Annotated in this window: 19 protein-coding genes; 9 read left to right on the top strand and 10 right to left on the bottom strand. The window is 69.0% G+C overall.

The annotated features are described in order from the left end of the window. Positions 1 to 519 precede the first annotated feature (519 nt). Positions 520 to 1,152 (bottom strand): type III effector protein, encoded by a 633-nt coding sequence (locus AC0680_RS19240; protein WP_478630062.1) that lies wholly within the window; start codon positions 1,150 to 1,152, stop codon positions 520 to 522. Between the two features lie 128 nt (positions 1,153 to 1,280). Between AC0680_RS19240 and AC0680_RS19245 the strand changes: the two genes are divergently transcribed. Next, entirely contained in the window at positions 1,281 to 1,712 is a 432-nt protein-coding gene (locus tag AC0680_RS19245) for an Hsp20/alpha crystallin family protein (RefSeq protein WP_478630065.1), read from the top strand. A 1,221-nt stretch (positions 1,713 to 2,933) separates the two neighbouring features. On the opposite strand, the gene AC0680_RS19250 is transcribed toward AC0680_RS19245, so the two are convergent. The 5 genes from AC0680_RS19250 to AC0680_RS19270 all read right to left on the bottom strand — a co-directional run bounded on the left by AC0680_RS19250 (position 2,934) and on the right by AC0680_RS19270 (position 11,311). Further along, a complete protein-coding gene (locus AC0680_RS19250) occupies positions 2,934 to 4,064 on the bottom strand; it encodes an amidase domain-containing protein (protein ID WP_478630067.1) in 1,131 nt (376 codons plus the stop codon). 154 nt (positions 4,065 to 4,218) lie between these two features. Next, positions 4,219 to 5,508: a polysaccharide deacetylase family protein gene (locus AC0680_RS19255; RefSeq protein ID WP_478630069.1), complete on the bottom strand. Its 1,290-nt coding sequence runs from the start codon at positions 5,506 to 5,508 to the stop codon at positions 4,219 to 4,221. Between the two features lie 67 nt (positions 5,509 to 5,575). After that, on the bottom strand, positions 5,576 to 7,636 hold the full coding sequence (locus tag AC0680_RS19260) for a transglycosylase domain-containing protein (protein WP_478630071.1): 2,061 nt from the start codon (positions 7,634 to 7,636) through the stop codon (positions 5,576 to 5,578). A 2,222-nt stretch (positions 7,637 to 9,858) separates the two neighbouring features. Next, on the bottom strand, positions 9,859 to 10,737 hold the full coding sequence (locus AC0680_RS19265) for a hypothetical protein (RefSeq protein ID WP_478630072.1): 879 nt from the start codon (positions 10,735 to 10,737) through the stop codon (positions 9,859 to 9,861). A 10-nt stretch (positions 10,738 to 10,747) separates the two neighbouring features. Continuing rightward, positions 10,748 to 11,311, bottom strand: a complete 564-nt coding sequence (locus tag AC0680_RS19270; protein WP_478630074.1) for a papain-like cysteine protease family protein — start codon at positions 11,309 to 11,311, stop codon at positions 10,748 to 10,750. Positions 11,312 to 11,680: 369 nt separating this feature from the next. On the opposite strand from AC0680_RS19270, the gene AC0680_RS19275 reads away from it, so the two are divergent. The 3 genes from AC0680_RS19275 (at position 11,681) to AC0680_RS19285 (ending at position 14,855) form a co-directional block, all read left to right on the top strand. Then, positions 11,681 to 12,292 carry an NUDIX hydrolase gene (locus AC0680_RS19275; protein ID WP_478630076.1) on the top strand — a complete coding sequence of 204 codons (612 nt, stop codon included), beginning with the start codon at positions 11,681 to 11,683 and terminating at the stop codon, positions 12,290 to 12,292. A gap of 738 nt (positions 12,293 to 13,030) precedes the next feature. Beyond that, on the top strand, positions 13,031 to 13,648 hold the full coding sequence (locus AC0680_RS19280; RefSeq protein WP_478630125.1) for a flavin reductase family protein: 618 nt from the start codon (positions 13,031 to 13,033) through the stop codon (positions 13,646 to 13,648). Between the two features lie 379 nt (positions 13,649 to 14,027). Beyond that, positions 14,028 to 14,855, top strand: coding sequence for an endonuclease/exonuclease/phosphatase family protein (locus tag AC0680_RS19285; RefSeq protein WP_478630128.1), 828 nt, complete (start codon positions 14,028 to 14,030; stop codon positions 14,853 to 14,855). 96 nt (positions 14,856 to 14,951) lie between these two features. On the opposite strand, the gene AC0680_RS19290 is transcribed toward AC0680_RS19285, so the two are convergent. The 4 genes from AC0680_RS19290 to AC0680_RS19305 form a co-directional block, all read right to left on the bottom strand. Further along, positions 14,952 to 15,191 carry a DUF2277 family protein gene (locus AC0680_RS19290; RefSeq protein WP_478630079.1) on the bottom strand — a complete coding sequence of 80 codons (240 nt, stop codon included), beginning with the start codon at positions 15,189 to 15,191 and terminating at the stop codon, positions 14,952 to 14,954. A 128-nt stretch (positions 15,192 to 15,319) separates the two neighbouring features. Continuing rightward, the gene (locus AC0680_RS19295; protein WP_478630082.1) at positions 15,320 to 16,051 is read right to left on the bottom strand and encodes an alpha-ketoglutarate-dependent dioxygenase AlkB family protein; all 732 of its coding nucleotides are present in this window, start codon (positions 16,049 to 16,051) and stop codon (positions 15,320 to 15,322) included. Between the two features lie 75 nt (positions 16,052 to 16,126). Continuing rightward, complete coding sequence (locus AC0680_RS19300; protein WP_478630085.1) at positions 16,127 to 16,687, bottom strand: hypothetical protein; 561 nt, start codon at positions 16,685 to 16,687, stop codon at positions 16,127 to 16,129. Positions 16,688 to 16,898: 211 nt separating this feature from the next. Beyond that, entirely contained in the window at positions 16,899 to 17,996 is a 1,098-nt protein-coding gene (locus AC0680_RS19305; protein ID WP_478630087.1) for a PQQ-dependent sugar dehydrogenase, read from the bottom strand. A gap of 652 nt (positions 17,997 to 18,648) precedes the next feature. Between AC0680_RS19305 and AC0680_RS19310 the strand changes: the two genes are divergently transcribed. Genes AC0680_RS19310 through pqqE form a run of 5 tightly spaced genes read left to right on the top strand, consistent with a single transcriptional unit; the run spans position 18,649 to position 21,856 of the window. Next, positions 18,649 to 18,789: a pyrroloquinoline quinone precursor peptide PqqA gene (locus AC0680_RS19310; RefSeq protein WP_478630130.1), complete on the top strand. Its 141-nt coding sequence runs from the start codon at positions 18,649 to 18,651 to the stop codon at positions 18,787 to 18,789. A gap of 10 nt (positions 18,790 to 18,799) precedes the next feature. Continuing rightward, positions 18,800 to 19,747, top strand: a complete 948-nt coding sequence (gene pqqB / locus AC0680_RS19315; RefSeq protein ID WP_478630089.1) for a pyrroloquinoline quinone biosynthesis protein PqqB — start codon at positions 18,800 to 18,802, stop codon at positions 19,745 to 19,747. Next, entirely contained in the window at positions 19,744 to 20,421 is a 678-nt protein-coding gene (pqqC, locus tag AC0680_RS19320) for a pyrroloquinoline-quinone synthase PqqC (RefSeq protein ID WP_478630092.1), read from the top strand. Before pqqB ends, pqqC begins: the two co-directional genes overlap by 4 nt. Then, positions 20,418 to 20,675 (top strand): pyrroloquinoline quinone biosynthesis peptide chaperone PqqD, encoded by a 258-nt coding sequence (gene pqqD, locus AC0680_RS19325; protein ID WP_478630094.1) that lies wholly within the window; start codon positions 20,418 to 20,420, stop codon positions 20,673 to 20,675. The genes pqqC and pqqD overlap by 4 nt, the downstream gene beginning before the upstream one ends. Beyond that, positions 20,672 to 21,856 (top strand): pyrroloquinoline quinone biosynthesis protein PqqE, encoded by a 1,185-nt coding sequence (gene pqqE / locus AC0680_RS19330; protein ID WP_478630097.1) that lies wholly within the window; start codon positions 20,672 to 20,674, stop codon positions 21,854 to 21,856. The genes pqqD and pqqE overlap by 4 nt, the downstream gene beginning before the upstream one ends. Positions 21,857 to 21,876 lie beyond the last annotated feature (20 nt).

Here is a 21,876-nt window from a genome sequence, read left to right on the forward strand (position 1 = left end):
CGTCGACGACCGGGCCCATCACCTTGAGCCGCGTAGGTGACCAGGCAGTCACACGAAGGGTCGTGGCCCTCGCCGACCAGGACCCCTGTTCGGGCGTCGTCCACGCAGACACCACACCCGTTCGGATCAGGGGGGAGGCACCCGGCTGTTCCGACGGCCAGGATGGTTCACACGCATCCCTCTCCGGTGCGCTGTCCCCGCCTGCGCGAGCCCCGAGGCGGAGGCGGGGACATCCAGCGGCTCTGGGCAGCGGCCCGCTGCCAGCGCGGTGCATGGGGGGTACCTGCTCAGGAGAGGGTGCCCCCGCGTCCACGTCTCCGTGCCGCCTCAGGCCGATGACCGGATGGGAGCCTTGTCACCGGCGCCTCGGCACCTTGGCCACACCCTCGCCCCAGGCCCTGCTCGACGAGGGAGCGGGCCAGGTGGGCCCGCCAGGCCGGCCACGTCGGTCTCCAGGTCTCCGCTCGTTCGCCCAGGGGCAGAGGCTGATCGGGCTGCTGTTGCGGTGTGCCGGGCGGGTCAGGGGGGTGCGAGGGTGTCGAGCCGGGCTGCGAGGTCGGGGTGGGCGGCGGCCAGGTGGGGGCGGGCGGCGGCCAGGGGGGCGATGAGGCGTGCGGGGTCGTCGTGGGCGAGGGCCGCGTGGAGCTCGCTGAGCGGGCGGCGGGCGGCGGCGGAAAGGTCGGTGAGTGCGGTGATCTGCCCGGCGAGACGGCGCAGGTCTGCCGCGTTGCGGCGGGCCCAGGCGGCGGCGGTGCGGTCGGCGGCCCGGGCCTGACGGGTGGCCTGGACACGCTGCTCGCCGGTGGTGCCGGCCGCGCCGGGGCGGCCTCGCAGATAGCGGCGCTCGGCGGCCTGGCGGCTGGCGACACCGAGAGGGTGGGCGAGGTCGGCCCAACTGGCGCCCGCGTCGCGGGCCGTTTCGATCAGGCCGGTCTCCCACCCGGCGAGCTGCTCGCGTACCTGCCGCAGCAGCGACAAGGAGGCCAGGGCCTGTTCCGGGCCCGGCCCGAGGGCGTCGGGGGCGTTTGGGGTCTCGTGCTGGGCGGTGCGCAGGGCGTCGTCTATGGCGTGCAGTGCCGCCGCGGCGGCGAGGAACGACGCCGGGCTGTGGGCGTCGGTGCTGGGCGAGGACGGCTGGTCGGCCGGGGTCACGGGCACCTCCCTCGGTTTGTCATCAGACAGACGACATCATGTTTGTCATCCATTGGATGACATGTTACAACGGTGTCAGTGAGGCGCATTGGCAGTAACTGCCTGAACCTGCTGGAGGTGTATTCACGATGTTGATGCGCACCGACCCCTTCCGTGAGCTGGACCGGCTGGCGCAGCAGCTGATGGGCCCGGGTACCTGGTCGAGGCCGTCGGCGATGCCGATGGACGCCTACCGCGAGGGCGACGAGTACGTGGTGGCCTTCGACCTCCCCGGTGTCACCGCGGACGCGCTCGACATCGACGTCGAGCGGAACATGCTCACCGTCAAGGCCGAGCGCAGGCCGGTGACGAAGGCCGACGACGTGCAGATGGAGCTGTCCGAGCGGCCGCTGGGCGTCTTCTCCCGCCAGATCGTGCTCGCCGACACTCTCGACACCGAGCACATCCAGGCCGACTACGACGCGGGCGTGCTCACCCTGCGCATCCCGATCGCCGAGCGTGCCAAGCCCCGCAAGGTCTCCATCGGCGTCGGATCCGGCCGCAAGGAGATCTCCGGCTGACACCGGCCGGACAGGTGCGGAGGACGGGCACCTGATCTCCCCCCCTCACCCCGCCCTCCGCACCTCCATGGGCAGTTTCGAAGAAGTAAAGGGTGGCGGCGGCTGCCGGAGGATTTCGCCCTGACCCTGCTCAACCCGCTCCAGAGCGCCGAACCGCTCGCGCCGGAGCGGTACGGAAAGTTCACGGCTCGGACCGCGCCCGCGGTGTCGGCCTGGCAGACGGGCGAGTGCTTGCCGGCGGGCAGGTGGTACTTGCCGCCGGAGTCGGCTCGCAGACGCTCCTGGACACCGTGCCTGCGGATGTCGCCACACCGATCCCTCGACTGATCAGTGGCTTCGGCGTCTCCGTCGTGGGGGGCCTGGTGAGGGAAGTCGTCGGAGCTGGTGCAGCTTCAGCCGCCTGATGTCGCGCGCTGAGGTTATCGAGCTGGGTGGCTTCAGGTGTTTCCGAAGGCAGCACGAGCTGCTCCGGCTACTCGCCGACCAGGTGCGCGGGCAACGTGAGCGGGCGTGGCCGCAGCGGCGAGCGCGAGGAAGGACTCCTCCAGCACCTGGAGAGGTGAGTGGCCAACCGGACGCGTACAGGCAGTGCGGCGGGGCGGGAGCTGTGGTGCATTGTGCGGCTCCTTGCGGGGAGTGGCGATCAACTTCTGCCGCAAGCCCTCTCACCGCCCCGTGCCACCCGCGGACCGCCCGCGAGCGACCCGTTCCGCGCCTCCATGACCGTCGCCTGCGTGGCACTTCACGACCATTGCCTGCCCTTCAGCCGTTACGGAGAAGAGCGTCGCTCTCTTCCCCCAGGCCGCGGGGGTCGCTTCGCCACGGGGAGGCCGAGCTGCAAGGCAGCGTGGCGAGCCCGCTCTGCCGTCACGCCCTCTATGCCGCCATCCTGGCCGGCCGGGAACCACGAGATGCCCTGGCGTGGCCGCACGGCTCATAACCCGCGTTGTGCGCGAGGACGGTCTGCATGTCAACAGACGCATGCGACCCGTGCGCGGTGGCTGCGGCAGCCACACCGCCCTTCCAGCCGGGCCCTGGAGTTCTGCGGGAGGAGCGCCCGCAGAATGAGGGCCACGGCAGCGGTGTGGGCTGCCGTCTGCGTTCGCGGTCTTGCGGTGGCCCCGGCTGGGAACGCGTACGGCCACCGCGGATCATCCGACTGTGTGGACTCTGAAGAGCGGTGGCCACGGGCCACAGCGCAGGCCGCTGGTGCGGTAGCGCTCAGGTGCGGTAGGCGTAGTACGCGGCGCGCGGGTACGACGCAAGGAGGCTGGCCACCGACCTGTTGTAGGTGTCGGTGGAGTGATACGTGACGTACGGTATGCCCTGCCGGCTGCGCTTGGTGACGATCATGGAATGGTCCTTGGACCCGTCCCTGTCGAAGTCCAGCTGCAGCACGTCACCGACGTCCATCTGGTAGACGTTCGCGAGGCTGGTGACGCGCTTGGAAGACAGGGCGAACCAGGAGAACTCGTTGACGCCGACGAAGGAGTCCGACTGGATGTCGGAGTTGCCGAACCACTTGTGGAAGTCCGTCGTGTAGCCGGGGACGTGCTGCCAGCCGCCCGCCTTCAGGGACTGGCTGACGAAGTTGGTGCAGTCCCCGCCGGCGCCGGCGCCGCTGAAGTCGGGGTAGTCCGGGTTGTACCTGTCCCAGTACTTCGTCGCGTAGGCCGCCATGGCGTTGTAGTCGTACCCGGTGGCCGTGAAATTCTTCGGGTTGGCCGGCGCGGGCCGCGTCGTGGCCGAGCGGGTCGCCGAGGGCGGGTCGGCGGCGGTGGCCGGCGCGGCGACGGACGGCCTGGCGACCTGGTTCACCGACAGGTAGCCGTCGTCGATATCGCCGACATCGGTCAGCTGCCAGTCACCCTTGTGGTCGGCCTGGAAGGTCAGTTCGTGGTGGGCCCGGAATCCCGTGGTCTTGGGCTCGGCGCCCTGGGCGTTCTCGTACGTCAGGGTCGTGGTCTCGGTGACGTCGGCCGTGGCGTGCCGGCCCTTCACCCGGATGGCGTCCAGCGTGACACTGGTGCCGGCTCCGCTGTACCTCTCGCCGAGTCGGGCCAAGCTGGACTTGCGGGCGCGCAGCTCGTCGAGCGTCGATCCCTCCTCGCGCGACTGCGTCTCGGAAAGCCGCACCCTTCCGGTGAAGCCGGACGTCCGCTGCTGGTGCGATTTCTGACGTCCGCTCCGGGCGTCGCCCACCAGGGACTGCGTGCGATCGGTGAAGACCGCGTCGGCCAGCCGCTGAAATGCGGCCTTGGTTGCCGAGTCCACCGTCGGGGCGTCGGTGGCTGTCGCGCTCGCGCTCCAGCTGGGTAGCAGGACTGCGGCGGTCACCGAGGCTGCCGCCACCGTGACTATGGTGGCGCGGCTCCGCTTGCGGCCTGTTCTTCTGGATTTCAACGATGTTCCCCTCTGCGCCGGTACAGGGACCGGGCGATCGAATCTTGCGCGAGATGTGTGAAGTATGCGAAGGGCTGTGCGTGAGGTCAGGTTGGTTACCGGGTCATTTGACGACCGTGGACCAGTCCGGCGACTGGGCCGGATCCAGACCGCGCAGGCGCTGCAGCGTTTCGGGCTTCTGCACGTCGAGCCAGTCCACGAGTTCCTTGAAGGACACGCATTTGACGCCCTTCTTGGCGCAGATGTTCTTGACTACCTGGTCAACGGCCTTCATGTAGATGCCGCCGTTCCAGTCCTCGAAATGGTTGCCGATGAACAGTGGTGCTCGGCTGCCGTAGTAGACGCGATTGAAGCCTGCCATGTAAGAGGCGACGGTCTGCTGCTCCCAGTCGGCGTACTTGGCCGGATCGCCCTCGGTCTCACCATGGGACTGGTTGTAGAGGAAGTTGAAGTCCATCGACAGGCCTTGGTAGTTGCCACCGGAGTAAGGAAGCATCTGCAGCGGAAAGTCCCAGATGCCGTTCTTCTTGCTCGGCCATATCTGGAAGTTGCCCGGGGAGCTTGCGTCGTAGCGCCAGCCGTAGCTCTTCATGGCTTTGAGCAGGTTCGGCTGGCCCTCCAGGCAGGGGGCGCGACCGCCGGTCACCTCCTTGCGGAAGTCGAAAGGCAGCGCGGGACTGTCCTTGTAGCCGGTGTTGGTCCGCCACTTCTCCACGAAGTTGTAGAACTGGTCGATCTCGCTCTTCCACTCCTCCACGCTCCAGTCGGCGCCTCCCTTGGCTCCGCAGAAGTGGCCGTTGAAGTGGGTGCCGATCTCGTTGCCGTCCTCGTAGGCCGCGGCGAGCTGCGTCAGGGTGGTGCGGATGTGCTCGTCGGTGGGGTAGCTGATCGCGGCGGAGCCCACCGGGTGCTGGGGCGGGTGGTAGAGGTCCTTCTTGCTTTTGGGCAACAGGTAGATGCCTGTGAGGAAGAAGGTCATGTGAGCGTCGTAGTCCTTGGCCATAGCGCGGTAGTGGGAGAAGAGCCGGTCGTCGCCCTCCAGTGCGCCGTCCCAGGAGAAGACGACGAACTGCGGTGGCCTCTCCGCTGCCTTGAGCGGCACCGCCTTCAACTGCCCCTTCTGCGGACCGGTGTACGAGGTCGATCCGTCCCCGAGGACCTTGGGTGTGCCGTCCCACTCCGGCTCCTTGCGAGGCTTCGTCGCGCCCTGGGCAACCGATCCCCCCTTGCCGCCGGAGGGAGCCGAAGCTTGGCCGTCGGTCTGGCTCAACACCAGGTAGCCCGCGGCGGCCACGCACACGACGAGGGCGGCTGACGCAAGGGCTACGAACCGGGTACGGATGGTGCGGCGGGGCGCGCGCCCCTTACGACGGCGACCTGGAGTCGACTTCATACAGGACTCAAATCTGCGAGGGAGGTTCCAATGCGGATGCGGATGCGGATGTGGCCGGCCGGCCCGGTCAGCGCAGTGGGCCCACAGCACCCGACCAAATGTCGTACGGGACGCTGTCGGCCGCGGTTCCCGCGAGCCCCTTCAGCGGCAGCGGTTCGAGGCTCTTGGTCAGATCCATGCGGTAGACGACCACGGCCGTGGACACGGCGCGGACCGTGCCGACGTACCAGGCGGCCGTGTCGTCGGCGGCGGTGCCGGCTTTGCCGGACACCGCCGCCGCGGCGGGAGCGGCGTCAGGGTGGGCGGAGCGGAAGGAGTCTGCAAGCGCCTGTGTCACCTCCCCGGCCACCTGGGCGGTGACCGCGCGGCGCGCGTCCGGGGGGTCCAGCCGCACGGCCGAGCCGTTCCGGGTGATGCGGTGCACGGAGTACGGCTCGACGTGCTGCCCCGCGGCGGCGAAGGTGGCGTAGCCACTGGCCATGCGGATCGCGCTCGGCGTCGAACTGCCCAGGGACAGAGCGGGTACCTGCGGCCCCATACTCGAGGACAGCAGCCCAGCCGCCTGGGCCGTCTTCTTCACCTTGTCCAGGCCCGTGTCCATGCCCAGTTGCATGAAGGGGGTGTTCACCGACTTGGCGAGCGCCTCGCGCAGCGACAACCGGCCCCACGACTTCCGGCCGTCGTTGTGGGCAGTGACCTTCTTGCCGCTGCGGTTCCAGTAGGGGCCCTCCGGGGTTGTGACGGGCACGTTGTCGTCGCCGTCATAGAGGGAGTGCGGGGTGACCTTCTCCCGGGGCGCGTCCCGCCGCCTGACGATGCCGTGTTCGAGACCGGCCGCGTACACGAACGGAAGGAAGGCCGAACCCGCTGGTACCGTCCCGGCGTTGGACTCGTTGTAGCCCTGCTTTCGGTGGTCCGGTCCGCCGTAGACGGCGAGGATGCGGCCGTCGGTGGCCAGCGACGCGACGCCGTAATGGGCGGTGGCTGCCGCGTCCGGGTGGGCCTGCCGGGCCTTCTTGCGCGCCTTGGCCACCACGTCGTCGAGAGCCGCCTCCCGTTTGCGGTCGAAGGTGGTGTAGATCTGATAGCCGCCCAGATCGAACTGCCTGGCCGAGATGTGCCCGGCTTTCTGGGCGAATCGGGAGGCGAGTTCCACCAGGTAGTCACTCTGCTGACCGGTGTCGTACAACGGGCTCTGTTTGACCGGCTCGGGGAAAGTCCGATACCCGGCCCGCTTGGACGGCGACAGCCTGCCGATCTTGACCATCCGGTCCAGGGTCCAGTTCCAGCGCTTCACTGCCCGCTGGTGGTTGGCCGCACTCAGTGTGGGGTCGTACAAGCTGGCGCCCTTGAGTAGCGACGCCAGGAAAGCGGCCTGGCTCGCGTTGAGTTCGCTGACGTCCTTGCCGTAGTAGGCCTGTGCGGCGCGCTGGATGCCGTAGGTGCCGCGGCCGAACCAACTGGTGTTGAGGTATCCCTCCAGGATCTCGTCCTTGCTCATCTGGTTGTCGAGCTTGAGAGCGATCATCGCTTCGGTGAACTTGCGGCTGACGGACTGGTCCTGGTTCAGGTAGACGTTCTTGACGTACTGCTGAGTGATGGTCGAGCCACCCTGGGTGTCGCCCTGACCGACCGTGCGCCACAGGGCCCGGGTCAGGCCCTTCAAAGAGACGCCGGGGTCGTCGTAGAAGCTCTCGTTCTCGGCCGCCAGCACGGCCCAGCGAACGTCCTCGGGTATGTCTTTCAGCGGCATCGCCTGTCGCTGTACCCAGCCGGTGCGAGCCATGGGCGTGCCGTCGGACCAGAAGTACACGTTGTCCTGCTGGGTGGCGTACGCGTTCAAGTCCTTGGGTATGTCGGTGGCGGCGTAGGCGATGGCCAGGAACAGTCCGGTCAGGCCGACGGCCGTCGACACGACGCCCAGCCACTGCCGGCAGGAGGGCACCCAGCGGCGCCAGCCGGTGCGGCCCGGGCGCGGATAACGCGGCCTGAGCCGACGAGCGTACGGCGCCAGCCGCCCGACGCGGGAGGCCAGCAGTGCACCGATGCGTATGCGGGGGGATGGTGGCTGCGCGGCCCTATGCTGGCCGGCCCGCCCGTTGGACCGCTCCGGCCGCCGCGTCAGCATGGTCTCACCGGTCAGTGCGGGCAGTTCGACCCTCAGCTGTACCGTGCGTTCAGGGTCTGCGGATGCAGGTGCCCGGACGTCGATTCCTTCACTGGCGAGGGGCTCCCGGGGCGTGATCCGTCGGCGGCACGATGGCCCCTGGATCTCATCCGGACTACTACCCGCCCCCCGCCCAGCCCCAGTCACTCCGTGTCCCCTCCGCACTATGCGTGTGGCTCGCACGGGGTGACACAGCCGCCGCAGCCGCAACTGTCATCCCACACCCCCAAGCCACGCCGCGGCCTTCACCACATATATAAACCTATCAGCGATCTTTTCAAAACCTCCACACAGAGGTCGAACGGAAACAAACAGAAGGGGCCTGGCCGCCCCGCCGCGTATCGCTTGCGAACCAGGAACGATCGGCTGTTGGTGGGCTGGTAGATGCCGCCGCCGCGGCGCTCACATCGTTGCCGGTGGCGGGGACGGTGGTCCCGGCCACGCAGCGTTCGGCCGCGTGTGCCGGGCCCGAGCCGTTTGGTGGAGGGAAAGAGGAGCCCAGAGCCTCCGGAATCGTGGAATCGGTGGGCGATCGGAGGGAATGTCCTGTGGTCGGTGCAGGCAGCCCGGTGGGAGCTGGGGCCGATCCGGTCCAGGAGGTCGGTGATGGTTCGGCGGCAGGCGGCGATTGTCTCCGGCAGCGCGATGAGGAGGAGGGCAGGGGCAGGCGGAGAAGAACTGCTGCTGGATCTGCCTTGTTCGGTCAGCCGATCTGCCCGTCGGGCCCCAGGCTTCGCCAGGAGTTCATGAGAGCTGCGAGGGATCCGGCACTCCAGCGCAGTCTGGTCGACCAAGCGAGCGGACGGATGCCCCAGGCGGCCAGGCGCGCGTCGGACGGACCCAGCCGGGATCGGGCCGAACCCGCTCCCATCGCCTCCGATGGCCTTGCTCGGATCGCTCTTTGCGGCCGTGGACTCTCATCCCTGCCTCGCTCCGAGGTCGTCCCGTCCACGAGCCCAGGGGCGTAGCGGCCCGCCGAGGGTGGGGGGCTCTGAATTGGTCATGAGCAGCTGACCGCGAAGGTCACCGCGCGCCGGGGACGATTAGTGTCGTCTGCTTTTCCTGCTTGTCACTGTTCGGCGAGCTGTCTCCTTTGCCAAGTAGCCGAACAGCAGATTCTTCGTCTGTTGGTGGTGCGGCGTTCATAGTGGTGTTGACCTGCTGTAATGGAGGCTGCGACTGCCGTCGCAAACGCGTTGGTCCGTGTGTGGTCCGGATCTTGGCCTCAACCACCGAACTGGGAAAGGGCTGGGGGCGCGGCTGGGGAGGGCGACCGTCAGCAGGGCTCCGGCGTCGAGGAGGAGCGGGGTGGCGACCTTGGTTGACCCGGCGAAGTCGGAGAGGCCGGCGTGCTGGACACGAGGGCCTGGGATAGCTCTCCGCGCGGGCTCTCGAACCCGAAGTGCGACGTGAAGGCGATCCACCAGTCGGTTGACGTGGCCGTCGGCAGTAGATCCACATGGCATAGGTCGTAACGACCGTCCCGAGGCGTCCGCCCGATCCAGGACAGGTGCTGCCGACCGTGCCGACCACCCCGAAGGCGCCCGCTACGGCTTCACCCACGACGCCGAACTGCGACTGACCGCCGTCACCGCCCCCGACGGCCGCAACTGGAAATACAGCTACGACGCCGCCGGCCGGCTGACCTCCGAGACCGACTTCGACAGCCGCACCCTCACCTGCACCCGCGACGCCGCAGGCCAGCTCACCTTGCGCACAATCGGCGCCGGCCAGACCCTGACCTACACACGCGACCCGCTCGGTCGCGTCACCCACCTCACCACCGACGACGGAGTGCAGTCCACGTTCACGTACGCACCCACCGGAGCGCTGACCGAAGCGGCCAACGCCGACGCGAGCCTCGGGCGACCAGCTGACCGCGTCCTGACCCGCCCATCTACCCGGCCAGGACGCGACGGGCCGGCGCGCCTACGACGGCTCATGCCTCAACCGCGCCGGCCGCACCCACTACGAATACGACGGACATGGACGGCAATCTTCTGCTGTCGAGGTGCAGTGCCCGGTGTGCGGCCGGTGCTGGACGGTGGGCGTCGAGCGGGGCCAGTCGGCCGTCGACTGCTCGTCGCGGTGCCGGTCTGTAGCGGCCGGTCCGGCCGGGACTGGGTTTCGCCCCGTCCCGGCTGGCTGCCAGGGGCGGGGCGACGGGGCGAGCGGGGGCGGGTTCAGCCGGTGCTTGCACGCCGGCGCAGACGGAGGGCGACGGCCCCACCTGCAAGGGCGAGTGCGGCGCCAGTACCGGCGAGCAGCGGGGTGGAGGACGATGGCTCGTCCGCCTTGTGCTGGGGGCTGTAACCACCGGAGTAGCCCTTGGTGTCGTACTCCGAGCCGGGCAGCTTGTCGGCGTAGCGGGCCTTGACCAGCTTCTGGTAGTCGCTGAGCGACATCGACGCCTGGCCGCCCAGTCCCTGCCGGGCCTGGTCGTTGAGCGGCTCGACGGTGTTGAGCTTGAGTTGGTACCAGCCGCGGATCTGCGGCTCGGTGAAGACGAGCGTGCCCACGGTGGCCTTGCTGGCGTATGTGGCGTCGCTGTCGCCGTCGCGCACGGCCGCCAGGTGCCAGCCGCCGCCCTGGGTGGGGGCGAGCATGACGGTGGCGTTGCGGCCGTTGACGGTGGTGCTCAGCGAGGAGACCAGCTGCGTCAGCTTGACCGCCTCGGTGGGCAGTGGCAGGGCGGTGCCCGCGACGAACCCGGGGGTGATCTCGTTCAGTGCCACCGGGTCCTTGATCGTGAAGGCCGGGAGGCCCTGGCACGGCTCGGCCGTTTCGGGGATCGTCTGCACCGATCCGCTGGCGCCGCCGGTGGGCACCGGCGTGCTCAGGAAGCGGCAGACGGTGTTGCGGACGGCGGTGGACTTCACCGCGTCGAGGGCGGCCTGGTAGTCGGGGATGTCGGCCGGGAGCGGGTCCTTGGCCGGTGCCGCGTGGGCCGGGCCGGCGACGGACAGCAGTGCGGATGCGCTCAGCGCGATGACGATGGACAGGCGGGCGCAGCGAGAGCCGGCCCGTTTGCTGGACGTTCTGGTGCCGCTGGTGTCGCGCATGTCGCCTGCCTTAGCGGGAGATACCGATGCGGGAGTGGGTCCACTTGGACGAGCTGTTGCTCACGTAGTCGTTGTAGTTCCACCACGTGTACGTGGCGGTGTCCGGCCATGGGTCGGCCACACCGATGGTGTTGTTCGACGTGTCGAAGCCGTAGACGACGTTCATGTGGCCACCACCGGATGTCCACCCGATGCGGACAGCGACCGGCCGGGCCGCCTTGACCTCGGTGTACACCTGGTTGAACGTGGCCGCGCTGCTCAGGCCCGAGCCGGGGCGGGTCATGCCGAGGCTGCCCCAGGCCCTGGCCATGTCGTCGAGCGTGGCGGGCTGGTTGTTGCAGCCGTAGTAGGGCTGAGCCCGGTTGCAGAAGTCCGTCTGCGTAGAGCCGAAGCCCTGGAACTTGGCGATGGTCAGCCCAGAGGCGACCCAGCACCACTGGGTCTTCTCCTGCTTGTACAAGCCGATGTTGTCCTGACCCGCTTCCGCGCGAGCCGTGCCTCCCGCGGCTACCAGCAATCCCGAGGCAGCCAGCACGATGGCCGACGCCGCGGTTCCGTACCTGAATCTGCCCATGTTCCTGCCTTCCCCTGATGGGTGCGACGAGACGAGCGGGGCGATCTGGCACAGATATGACAGCGCAACATGTCAAAGACATACAGGGACCTTGCGGGAGTTTAACCCCTACTGATTACTTCCCGGATAATCGGAAGTTCAGGTGGTATGTCCCGGATGGGCGGATGTCCGACCAGTCGGGCGGCGACCGGATCTGTGACGGGCACAGACGACTCATGATGCCCGCAGTGTTCGGGCCGATCCTGGGCCTTCCCTCCTCGACCGTCCACTTACGACCGCCCGGGCCAGCTGCCTGAGGTCTGCGGCGGCGCTCCACACGCTCGCGGCGGTGGAGTTCAAGCAGCCCGGGTTCCTCGACTCCGCCACCCGATGCTCGACGAGGCCCGCCGGATCCTCCCACCGGACCACGGTACGCAGTTCCTGATAGCAGGGCAGTTGGGGTCGGTGAACTACCGGCGCTGGTGGCTCGGCGGCGACCTCGACGCGCTCAGTGAGGCGGTCCGCCTGCAGGAACAAGCGCCCCGTGACGCCTCTGTCGTGGTGGCACGCGACGCCGACGACCAAGTGGCCCTCCTGAGCGCCGACTTCCCCCACCGCGGCGGCGAATGCCTCTTCCTGCCCGGCGGCCGCAAGGAGCCCGGCGAGACCGATGAGGAGTGCGCACGCCGCGAGCTGCGCGAGGAGGCCGGCATCACGGCCGAGCCGTGGCGGAGGCCCGGCTCGTACGCCATCTCGCTCGACTCGACAGCGCGTGTACACCTCTTCGAGGCCCGGGAACTGGCCTTCGTACCACAGGAGTTGACTCCGACGGAGGTCGACTTCAAACTCTCCTGGTGGCCCATGGACGAGGCTATCGCTGCAGCCGCGGAAGGCCGTTTCCTCCTGCCCGCAGGACCATTGGCACAGTTCCTTGCCAACAGCCACCCGCGGAACGCGGAATCCCGGCAAGCTCGCGATGCGGATCGACCTCGAATCTCGTGATCTCCTCTTTGCCGAGGAGCTCTGCGCCTCCGAGGTCACGCCTACGGCAAGTGGAGGCCGGAATGAACCTGAGGCCTTCCTCGTGTGGGAGCGCGAATCTGGGCGAAGGCGGGTGGGTGGAACGTCTTCATGCCCGAGCGGATCTCCACCCAGGTCGGCACCTCTCGATCGGGTCATGTGGCGGTCGTTGTCGCTGATGACATTCATGCGGCCCCCGGTTGCGCCGGTGACTGGGCGGTGTTTGAGGTATTCGGCGATGTCGTGAGATCTTCGAGATCCTGGGGTGATGGACAAGCCAGCCGAGACAGTAGGGGATTACGCCGTCAGTGACACCGTTCGCGAGATCGGCGAGGGGGAGAAGACTCAACACGCCGTGAAGCCGCAGCACCGGGCGTCGAGACCGGCTCCGTCCGAGCCGCGTGTTACGGGCGAGCGCACGCGGGCCGCACCGCGGGGCGGGTGTGCACGTTGACTCGCCGCCTGGCGGTGCCGGCGCGAGGCGCCCTGTGCCGGGACGAGGTGGCGCTGGGGCTGCGGCGCCGGGGCGTGTCGCCCGCGACGGCATCGCGGGCGTCACTGTGGCGGTCGCGCGTCGTCGTGCGGGTGCGGGCGACCCGGTGTCGGCTCCTGGTGCTCGGTGGCTCCCGATACCGGGCACTTTCTGCCGAGCTGAGGGGGTTTGGTGGTGCCGGGGATCCGCTATACGGCCCGCCGCCGCTCTCCTGGATACTGATCGCCATGCGTACTGACTTTGATCCTGCTGTCATGTCCCGTGACGACTTCTACCGGCTGCTGACCTCGACGGTGGTGCCGCGGCCGATCGCCTGGGTGTCCACGGTCTCGGCGGACGGGGTTCATAACCTCGCACCGCACTCCTTCTTCTCGATCGCGAGTGTTGAGCCACCCGTTGTGCAGTTCAGTTCTGTCGGGCGCAAGGACACCCTGCGCAATGTCGAAGCGACCGGGCAGTTCGTGGTGAATTTCGCGCCGGAGGGGCTCATGGCGCAGATCAATGACACGGGGGCCGATTTCCCGCACGGTGTGAGCGAATTCGAGGCAGCCGGCATCGAATCCGAGCCGAGTTTGCGGGTCAAGCCCCTGCGGGTGGCCGCGTCGCCGGTGGCGTTGGAGTGCGAGGTGCACACCACGATCGGGATCGGGGATTCCACCGTGGTCTTCGGGCGGGTGGTGCACGCGGTGGTGTCGCAGGACGTGCTGGTCGACGGGCACCCCGAGGTTTCCCGGCTGAAGCCGTTGTCGCGGATGGGGAAGAACGAGTGGGCCGCGGTCGGCGATGTACGCGACCTCGCCCGTATCCAGTACGCGGACTGGCAGGGGCCGGCCGGCGACCGGTAGGGGGGAGGCGCCGGAACGGATGCGTGGCGGGCGCTCTCTGCCCCCAGCGACGTTGTGGTCGGTGGCGGGTCCGAGCGGGTCCGAGTGAGTCTGAGCAGCCTGCCGGTAGTTCCCATTGGGTTCCCTTGCGGGCTACTTCCGGATTGCCCGGGTGTCCGAGACTCTGTCGGGGTTGGGGCCTTGGGTGGGATGGAGGTCCTGGCGGTCGGAGTGTCCGGCTCTGACGGCCGGACAGCCGAATGGATGCCTGCCTGGCCGACTGACTGGTCGACTGACTGGAGTTGCTGTGACTGGTCTCGCTTCCGCGTCGAATGAGTCCGCGCCGTTCAGCCGGCGGGTTGCGTTGCGGTCGGTGGCCGCTACGGCGGCTGCCGGGTCGATGGTGGCGGCGTACGGGTCGGGGACCGCGTACGCCGCCGCCGGCGGCGGGCGGCCGCTGCGGGTGATGACCTTCAATCTGCGGTACGCCTCGGAGAGCCGGCCGAACTCCTGGGCCGAGCGCCGGCCCGTGATGCGGTCCCTGCTGCGTCACGAGGCACCGCACCTGCTCGGTACCCAGGAGGGGCTGTACGGGCAGCTGCGCGACATCGCAGCGGATCTCGGGCCGCAGTACGACTGGGTGGGGACGGGACGGGCCGGCGGGAGCAAGGACGAGTTCGCGACGATCTTCTACGACGTGCGGCGGCTGGCCCCGGTCGAGTACGACCACTTCTGGCTGTCCGACACGCCCTATCTGATCGCCTCGGCGACCTGGGGAAACACCGTCATCCGGATGGCGACCTGGGTGCGCTTCCGGGATCTGCGGACGGGCAGCGAGTTCTATGCGCTCAATACGCATCTCGATCATCTGAATCAGTATTCGCGCGAGCGGTCCGCCGGTCTGATCACGCAGCGGCTGGGCGGACTGGATGCCGCTCTGCCCCGGATCGTCACGGGTGACTTCAATGTCGCGGCACACAAGAACCCCGTGTACGAGGCGATGCTCAATGGCGGGGCGCTCGTCGACAGCTGGGATGCGGCGGAGGAGCGCAGCACGCAGTACGCCACCTTTCACGGGTACCGGCCACTGGTGCGCGACGGGGACCGCATCGACTGGATCCTCACCTCGCCGGGGGTGCGGACGCGGCGGGCGACGATCAATACCTACTCCGCACACGGTCAGTTTCCGAGCGATCACCTACCGGTTCAGGCGCTGGTCGAGTGGTGAGGGGAGGGGCGCTGTGTTGCTGGCTTGCGGTGCCCTTTTCCGGGAGTGGTCACTGGCCCGGAGTGGTCTCGCTGACCGTGGCGGTGGCGCGGCTTCTCAAGGGGAGTGCTGGCGGGCGGCGGCGGAGGACGAGCCACGGATCTGCAGCCCGTCCAGGAGTTCACGGGTCGCGGCCGCCACGGCGTCCACGGCGTCATCGAACACCGCGCGGTTGTGTGCGGCGGGGGCACGGAATCCGGAGACCTTGCGGACGTACTGCAGGGCCGCGGCCCGGATGTCCTCGTCGGTGACCGTGGGGGTGGTGGGCGGACGGAGTGTCTTGATACTGCGGCACATGAGTCCAGTGTGCCTCCCGGCACTGACACCGTCGGTGAGAGCTGTCGGCTGACACCGTCGGCGAGTGCTGTCGGCTGATACCGACGGTGCGTGCTGTCGGCTGATACCGCTGGTGAGGGCTGCCGGCGTCAGCCGTCGAGCCCGGTCACCCGCATGGTGATGTTGAGGCGGCCGCTGCTCAGCCCGGTTGCCGGGTCGCCGGTGCCGGGGCGGACCTTGGGCACGCCGTGGTACGCGAAGCGGGACGGGCCGCCGAAGACGAAGAGATCGCCGGAGGCCAGCTCGATATCGGTGTACGGCTTGGTGCGGGTTTCGGTGTTGCCGAACCGGAAGACGCAGGTGTCGCCGATGCTGAGGGAGACCACCGGCGCGCTGGAGCGCTCCTCCTTGTCCTGGTGCATACCGAGTTTCGCCTGTCCGTCGTAGAAGTTGATCAGCGCGGTGTCCGGTGTGTAGGCGTCACCGGCGGTGGCGTCCTGGTACGCCTCGACCAGTGCCCGGCGGCCCAGCTCGACCATCCAGTCCGGGAACTCGGCGACCCGGGCGCCGTTCACGTCGTCGGCGGTGCGGGTGTACGCGTACGGCTGCCAGTGCCAGCCGATGCACACCGTCTGGACGGACATCACGCCTCCGCGCGGGAGCTTGGTGTGGCGGATCGGGGCCGGGCCGCGCGCCCAGTCACGGCAGGCGGTGACCAGCTCGCGCTGCTGGGCCAGGGAGAGCCAGCCGGGGACGTGCACGGCGCCGGGGGCGAGTTCCCGGCGGTCCCGGCCCGTGTGGGGCACGTCGCCCACAGAGGCAGCGTCGGGCTGCTCCGCCGCCGTGGTGAAGCCCTCGAAACCGGGAAGGGGCGTGCTCATCTGCTCCTGCCTCGTCGCGTCATCGCCAGTTCACGCGACCGCCAGTTCACGCGGCCGCTGTTTCGCGCGGCCTCTCTACAGCGTGCCACGGCTGGTGTGGTCGGCTGACGGTGCCGGGACCTGGTGGGTGACCCAGCCACGGTCGATGGTCCAGAGAACTCCGTCGGCCGTGGCTCCGCGCATGCCCTGCAGCGTCGCCGGGCTGGCGAGCGCGGGGAGACGGGAGTCCCCGAGCGAGGCGAAGCCGTAGGTGCGGGCCGGGTCCCAGTTGGTGCTGTGGCGGAGCCGACGACTCATTTGGGCCCAACCGAGCGGGGCGGCGGCCACCACCCAGGCGTCCGGCTCCTCGGTAGTGAATCGTACGGCCGCCCGCAACCAGGACGCGGCGGTCTCCGGCCAGTCAACCGTGGCGAGAACCGTGCCACCGCCCGTCGCGCGCCACGCCTCGATGAACGCCGCGGCTGCGGACCGGGACGCCGCGTCCCGGCTGTGGCCGACGACCACCGTGCTGATCCGGGTACGCGGGGCGGTCAACAGGCCGAGCAGCGAGTTGAGTTCGGCATCGCGGTGCGGGCCGGGGGAGGGGAGGTCGCCGTACGCGGACGCCTCCGAGCGGGGGAGGAGGGGGGAGGTCATGGTGCGTCCTTGTTCGTGCGTCTGGTTCTGAGCCGGTTGGTACTGCAGGCCGTCTGCAGCCTGGCTGGTGCTGCCGCCGCTCTCCGAGTCTGCGGCTTCGACGGCGTCACGGCTGGCGGGAAACGGACGTCACGGTGGCCGGCCGCCGCCCCTCGACGGTGGCGGGCCGTCGCCCTTCCACAGCGGCCGGCCGCCGCAGCCACCCCGAGATCTACTTCAGGTCGACCTGGAACACCTTGTCCGAGCCCGGCCCGCCGTCCCCGTTGTTGTCGGCGTTGGTGGTGGTCAGCCAGAGGGACTTGGTGCCGGGTACGGATTCGACCGTGCGCAGCCGGCCGTAGGTGTTGGTGTAGTACGCCTTGGGGGTGCCGGCGGTCGTCCCGTCGACGGGGATGCGCCACAGGCGTTCGCCCCGCAGCGCGGCCATGTAGATCGCCCCGTCGGCGTACGCGACCGCGCTGGGTGACGCCTCCGCGACCGGCCACTGACGCTTCGGATTGGTCATCCCAGGGAGTGAGCACTCGCCCTCGCACTTCGGCCAGCCATAGTTCTCACCCGGCTCGATGAGGTTCAGCTCGTCGTATGCGGTATTGCCCAGTTCGCCGTCCCACAGCCGTCCTTGGGCGTCCCAGGTGATGCCCTGCGGGTTGCGGTGGCCGTAGGAGTAGATCAGCGAGTCGAAGGGGTTGCCGGGGGCCGGTTCGCCGTCGGGGGTCATCCGGAGGATCTTGCCGTTGAGGGAATCCTTGTCCTGGGCCAGGTCGGGTGCCTGGGCATCGCCCGTGGTGGCGTAGAGATAGCCGTCGGGGCCGAATTTGATGCGCCCGCCGTTGTGGTACCTGTTCTTCTCGATGCCGTCCACCAGCACCTCGTAGTCGCCCAGAGCGCTGCCGTCGAAGGTCAGGCGAGCGATGCGGTTGCCTTCGGAGGCGGTGTGCATCACGTACACGTAGTGGTCGGTCTTCCACGACGGCGATACGGCGATGCTCAGCAGTCCGCCCTCACCGCCCGTGGTCACGACGTCGGGGACCTCGCCGATCTCCGTCTTCGTGCCGTCCTGGGTGAGCGTGAAGACCTTGAACGACTCGCGCTCGGTGATCAGGGCGGAGCCGTCGGGCAACCAGCTCAGGCCCCAGGGGATGGACCAGCCCTCCGACACGGTCCGAGGGGTGCCGGGCTCGGAGGCGCGTACGGAGTTGCCGGCGGCGCCGCCCGTACCGGCGGCCGAGGTGAGGAGTCCGGCGGCCAGGACGGTGGCGGCGACGGCGGTCAGTGTGGCGCGGCGCGCGGCTCTGGTGCGAATGCGCATGGGGGTCCTCCGGTCGGGGAGATGCGATGGGGCGTTCCCTCGGGCGAACGGACGAGCATCAGCGGCGCCGGGCTGATAGGAAAGTTTCCTGTTGGTTCGGGGAACTCCGGAAGGTACTGCGCCCTGGGGGTGGGGTCAAGGTACGGGGGACATGGGAGGTATCCCCGTTGCGGAGAGCCGAGTTGAGGTTCAAAGATCCTTGACGGGTGGGCACATTCCGCAGGTTCGCGTAATGAGCAGCGGAGTTTTGGCTGCTGAGACTCTCAGGGGGACTGCGTAACCGCCCCATAGGTCGGATCATTTTTGCGTCCCGCCCTTGACCGTGGCCCGGTGGCTGAGGATTCTGCAAGGCAACACAAGGAACGTAACGAGGCGGCACGACGCCACGTGGTCAACGATCCGTCAACGGCCGGCGCCCCTGGAACCGTTGGTGAACGAAGCGCACGTTCCCCGTTCCGTTCCCTCTAGCGTGGCGAGCAATGGCTACTGTCCCTCGGCTGTGCCTCGGCGCCCGACACCCCGCACACTTCCACGCCCCGCGTCCCTACGAAAGGCTGGAATCGGCATGAAATTGCGCATCAATGACGCCGTCTCGGATGACGTGACGGGGAATGACGCCGATATGAGTGAAACCACGGTAGGAAAAATCACCGTGGGTGAAACCACCGTGCGTGCGGCCACGCTTCGGCCTGCTGCTCCGCGCCGCGACTCGGCCGACGTCTGGCAGACGCCGGGCTATGCGGTCGTCGACACCGCGCTCGAAGTCACCGCCTATTCCCTCACCACCCGCTGACCGCCCCGCCGTGCTGCTGCAGGTGCTCGGCACCGCGGCGGGTGGCGGCGTGCCGCAGTGGAACTGTGCGTGCCCCGGGTGTTCCGGGGCGCGCACCCACCCCGATCGGCGCCGCCGCCACGCCTCGCTCGCCGTACGAGCCGACGACGACCGCTGGTATCTGATCAACGCCACCCCCGACATCGCCGACCAGATGGAGAGCACTCCCGCCCTCCACCCAGGCCCCGCGGCGCGCCGCACCCCCGTGGCGGGAATCGCGCTCACCGATGCCGAACTCGATCACACACTCGGCATCGCACGGCTCCGCGAAGCCGACCGGATCGAAGTGCTCGCCACCGGACCGGTCCGTGCCGCGTTACGCGACCGTGCGCACCTCGATGACGTACTCACGCCCTACATCCGCCTCGAATGGTGCGAGCTGGGCTTTGAGCCCGTACCGCTGAGCGAGGGCTCCGACATCGAGATCAGCGCCATCCCGCTCTCCGCGAAGCGGCCCCGGTACGCCGCTCGTGACACGGCCTGTGACCAGAACCGTGCCAAGCACCGTGGCAAGCACCGGAGCCAGCACCCTGACAACGATCCATGGGTCGTCGCCATCCGGTTGCACGACCGCCGGACCCAGGGCACCGTGCTCTACGCCCCGGCCCTCGCCGCCTGGGCCGAGGCGTTCCGAACGGCGCTGGCCGGTGCCGATGTCGTCCTTCTCGACGGCACCTTCTGGGACGACGACGAACCCCGTCGCAGTGGGTTCTCCACACGTACCGCGCACGGTATGGGGCATCTGCCCATCGACGGACCGGACGGCACCGCCGTCCGCCTGGCCCCGTTCGCCGCGCGCTGCCTCTACACCCACCTCAACAACACCAACCCGCTCGTCGACCCCGCCGCGCCACAGCACAAGCAGCTGGCGGAGCTGGGGCTCGCGGTGGCCGCGGAAGGCATGGAGATCGACCTATGAGCACGCCGTTCGAGGAGCGACTGCGAGGCGTGGCCCGCGACAGCTACCACGACCGCCACCCCTTCAACCTGCGGATGCACCAGGGCGAGTTGACGCCCGAGGAGCTGCGCCGGTGGATCCGCAACCGGTTCCACTACCAGCGCCACATCCCCGTCAAGGACGCCCTGATCCTGGCGAAACTGCCCACCCCGGAACTGCGCCGGATGTGGCTGCGCCGGATCCAGGACCATGACGGGCAGCAGGAAGGCGAGGGCGGTATCGAGCGCTGGCTGCGGCTCGGCGAGGCGGCCGGACTCGACCGGTCGCTGCTGCTGGACGAGGCCGGTGTCCTGCCGGGGGTCCGACTCGCCGTCGACGGCTACGTCAACTTCTGCCGGCTGCGCTCGCCGCTGGAAGCGGTCGCGGCCTCACTGACCGAACTGTCCGCGCCGGACATCATGCGTACCCGCATCGACGCGTTCGAGAAGCACTACCGCTGGATCGAGGCCGACGGTCTGGCCTACTTCCGTGGCCGGCAGAGCCAGGGGCGACGGGACAGCAAGGAGGCGCTGGCGCTGGTGCTGGACTGGGCGCGTACGGAGGCCGAGCAGGACCTGGCGGTCGCCGCGCTGAGGTTCAAATGCCAGGTGCTGTGGGCGTTGCTGGACGCGGTCGAGCGAGGTGAGGGGCCGTGACACGCTGGTGTCCGGAGTTTGCTGCCGGAGTCCATCTGCGCCATGACCGGATACGCGGCACCGATCTGCTGCTTCTCCCCGAACGGGTCGTGGTCCTGGAAGGAAGCGCGGGCGATGTGCTGCGGCTGTGCGACGGCCGGCACGACGTACCGGCGATCGTCGCTGAGCTGAGCCGCCGCTATCCGGACGCGCCGGTGTCGGTCGAAGTGCCGGAATTCCTCGGGCGGATACGAGGCGAAGGGTGGCTGCGGTGACCAGTACGTCCGGGCCGGGTCCGGAGCCGGCGCGCCCGTCCCGCACGACCCCGTCTCCGTCTCCGCCGCCGCGCCCCTGGGCCCTGCTCGCCGAACTCACCCACGGCTGCCCACTGCACTGCTCCTACTGCTCCAACCCTCTCGAACTCGTCCGAAAGCAAGCCGAGTTGACGACCGTGCAGTGGGAGGACGTGCTCCGGCAGGCCGCTGACATCGGAGTGGTCAGCGCCCACCTGTCCGGCGGCGAACCGCTGCTGCGCTCCGACCTCGATGCGATCGTCGCGGCGGCCGACGGCACCGGGATCCACACCCAGCTCGTCACCAGCGGCGTCGGCCTCACCCGGGCCCGGCTCGGCCGTCTCGTCGAGGCCGGACTGCGCAGTGTGCAGCTCTCCGTCCAGCATGCCGAACCGAGCGCCTCCGACCTGATCGCCGGACGGCGTTCCTTCGCCGCCAAGGAGCGCGCCGCCGCTCTGGTCCGGGACGCCGGACTGCCCCTCGGCCTCAATGTCGTACTGCACCGCCACAACCTCGATGCGCTGGACGCGCTGATCGATCTCGGCCCCGCATGGGGCGCGGACCGCATCGAACTCGCCAACACCCAGTTCTACGGCTGGGCGTTGCACAACCGCACCGAGCTGCTGCCCTCCCGCGAGCAGCTCGATCGCGCACAGCGAACCGTACGGCTCCGACGGACGGAGTTCGCCGGCACGCTCGAACTGATCTGGGTCGTCCCCGACTACTTCGACGGCGAGGCCAAGCCCTGCATGGGTGGTTGGGGAGCTCTCTCGCTCACCGTCGCTCCCGACGGCACGGTGCTGCCGTGCCCGGCTGCTGCCTCGATCCCCGGCCTCGGTGCCCCCAATGTCCGCGATCACCGCCTGGAGTGGATCTGGGACCGGTCACCGGCTTTCCAGCGCTACCGGGGCACGGAGTGGATGCGCGACCCCTGCCGCAGCTGTGACCTGCGCGAGAAGGACTTCGGCGGCTGCCGCTGCCAGGCCTTCGCGCTCACCGGCGACGCCGCGGCCACCGATCCCGCCTGCCGGCTGTCCCCGCACCACGCCCTCGTCCGTGACCTGGTGGACGCCGGGCCCGAGCGGACCGCCACCGGACTGGGCCGACCGCGCGGACCCACCCGCGGCGGCACGCCCACCCAGAGGGGGACGGCGGGACGATGAGCACGGGAGAACCGAGACGA

The organism is Streptomyces sp. NPDC043738, assembly GCF_056436545.1.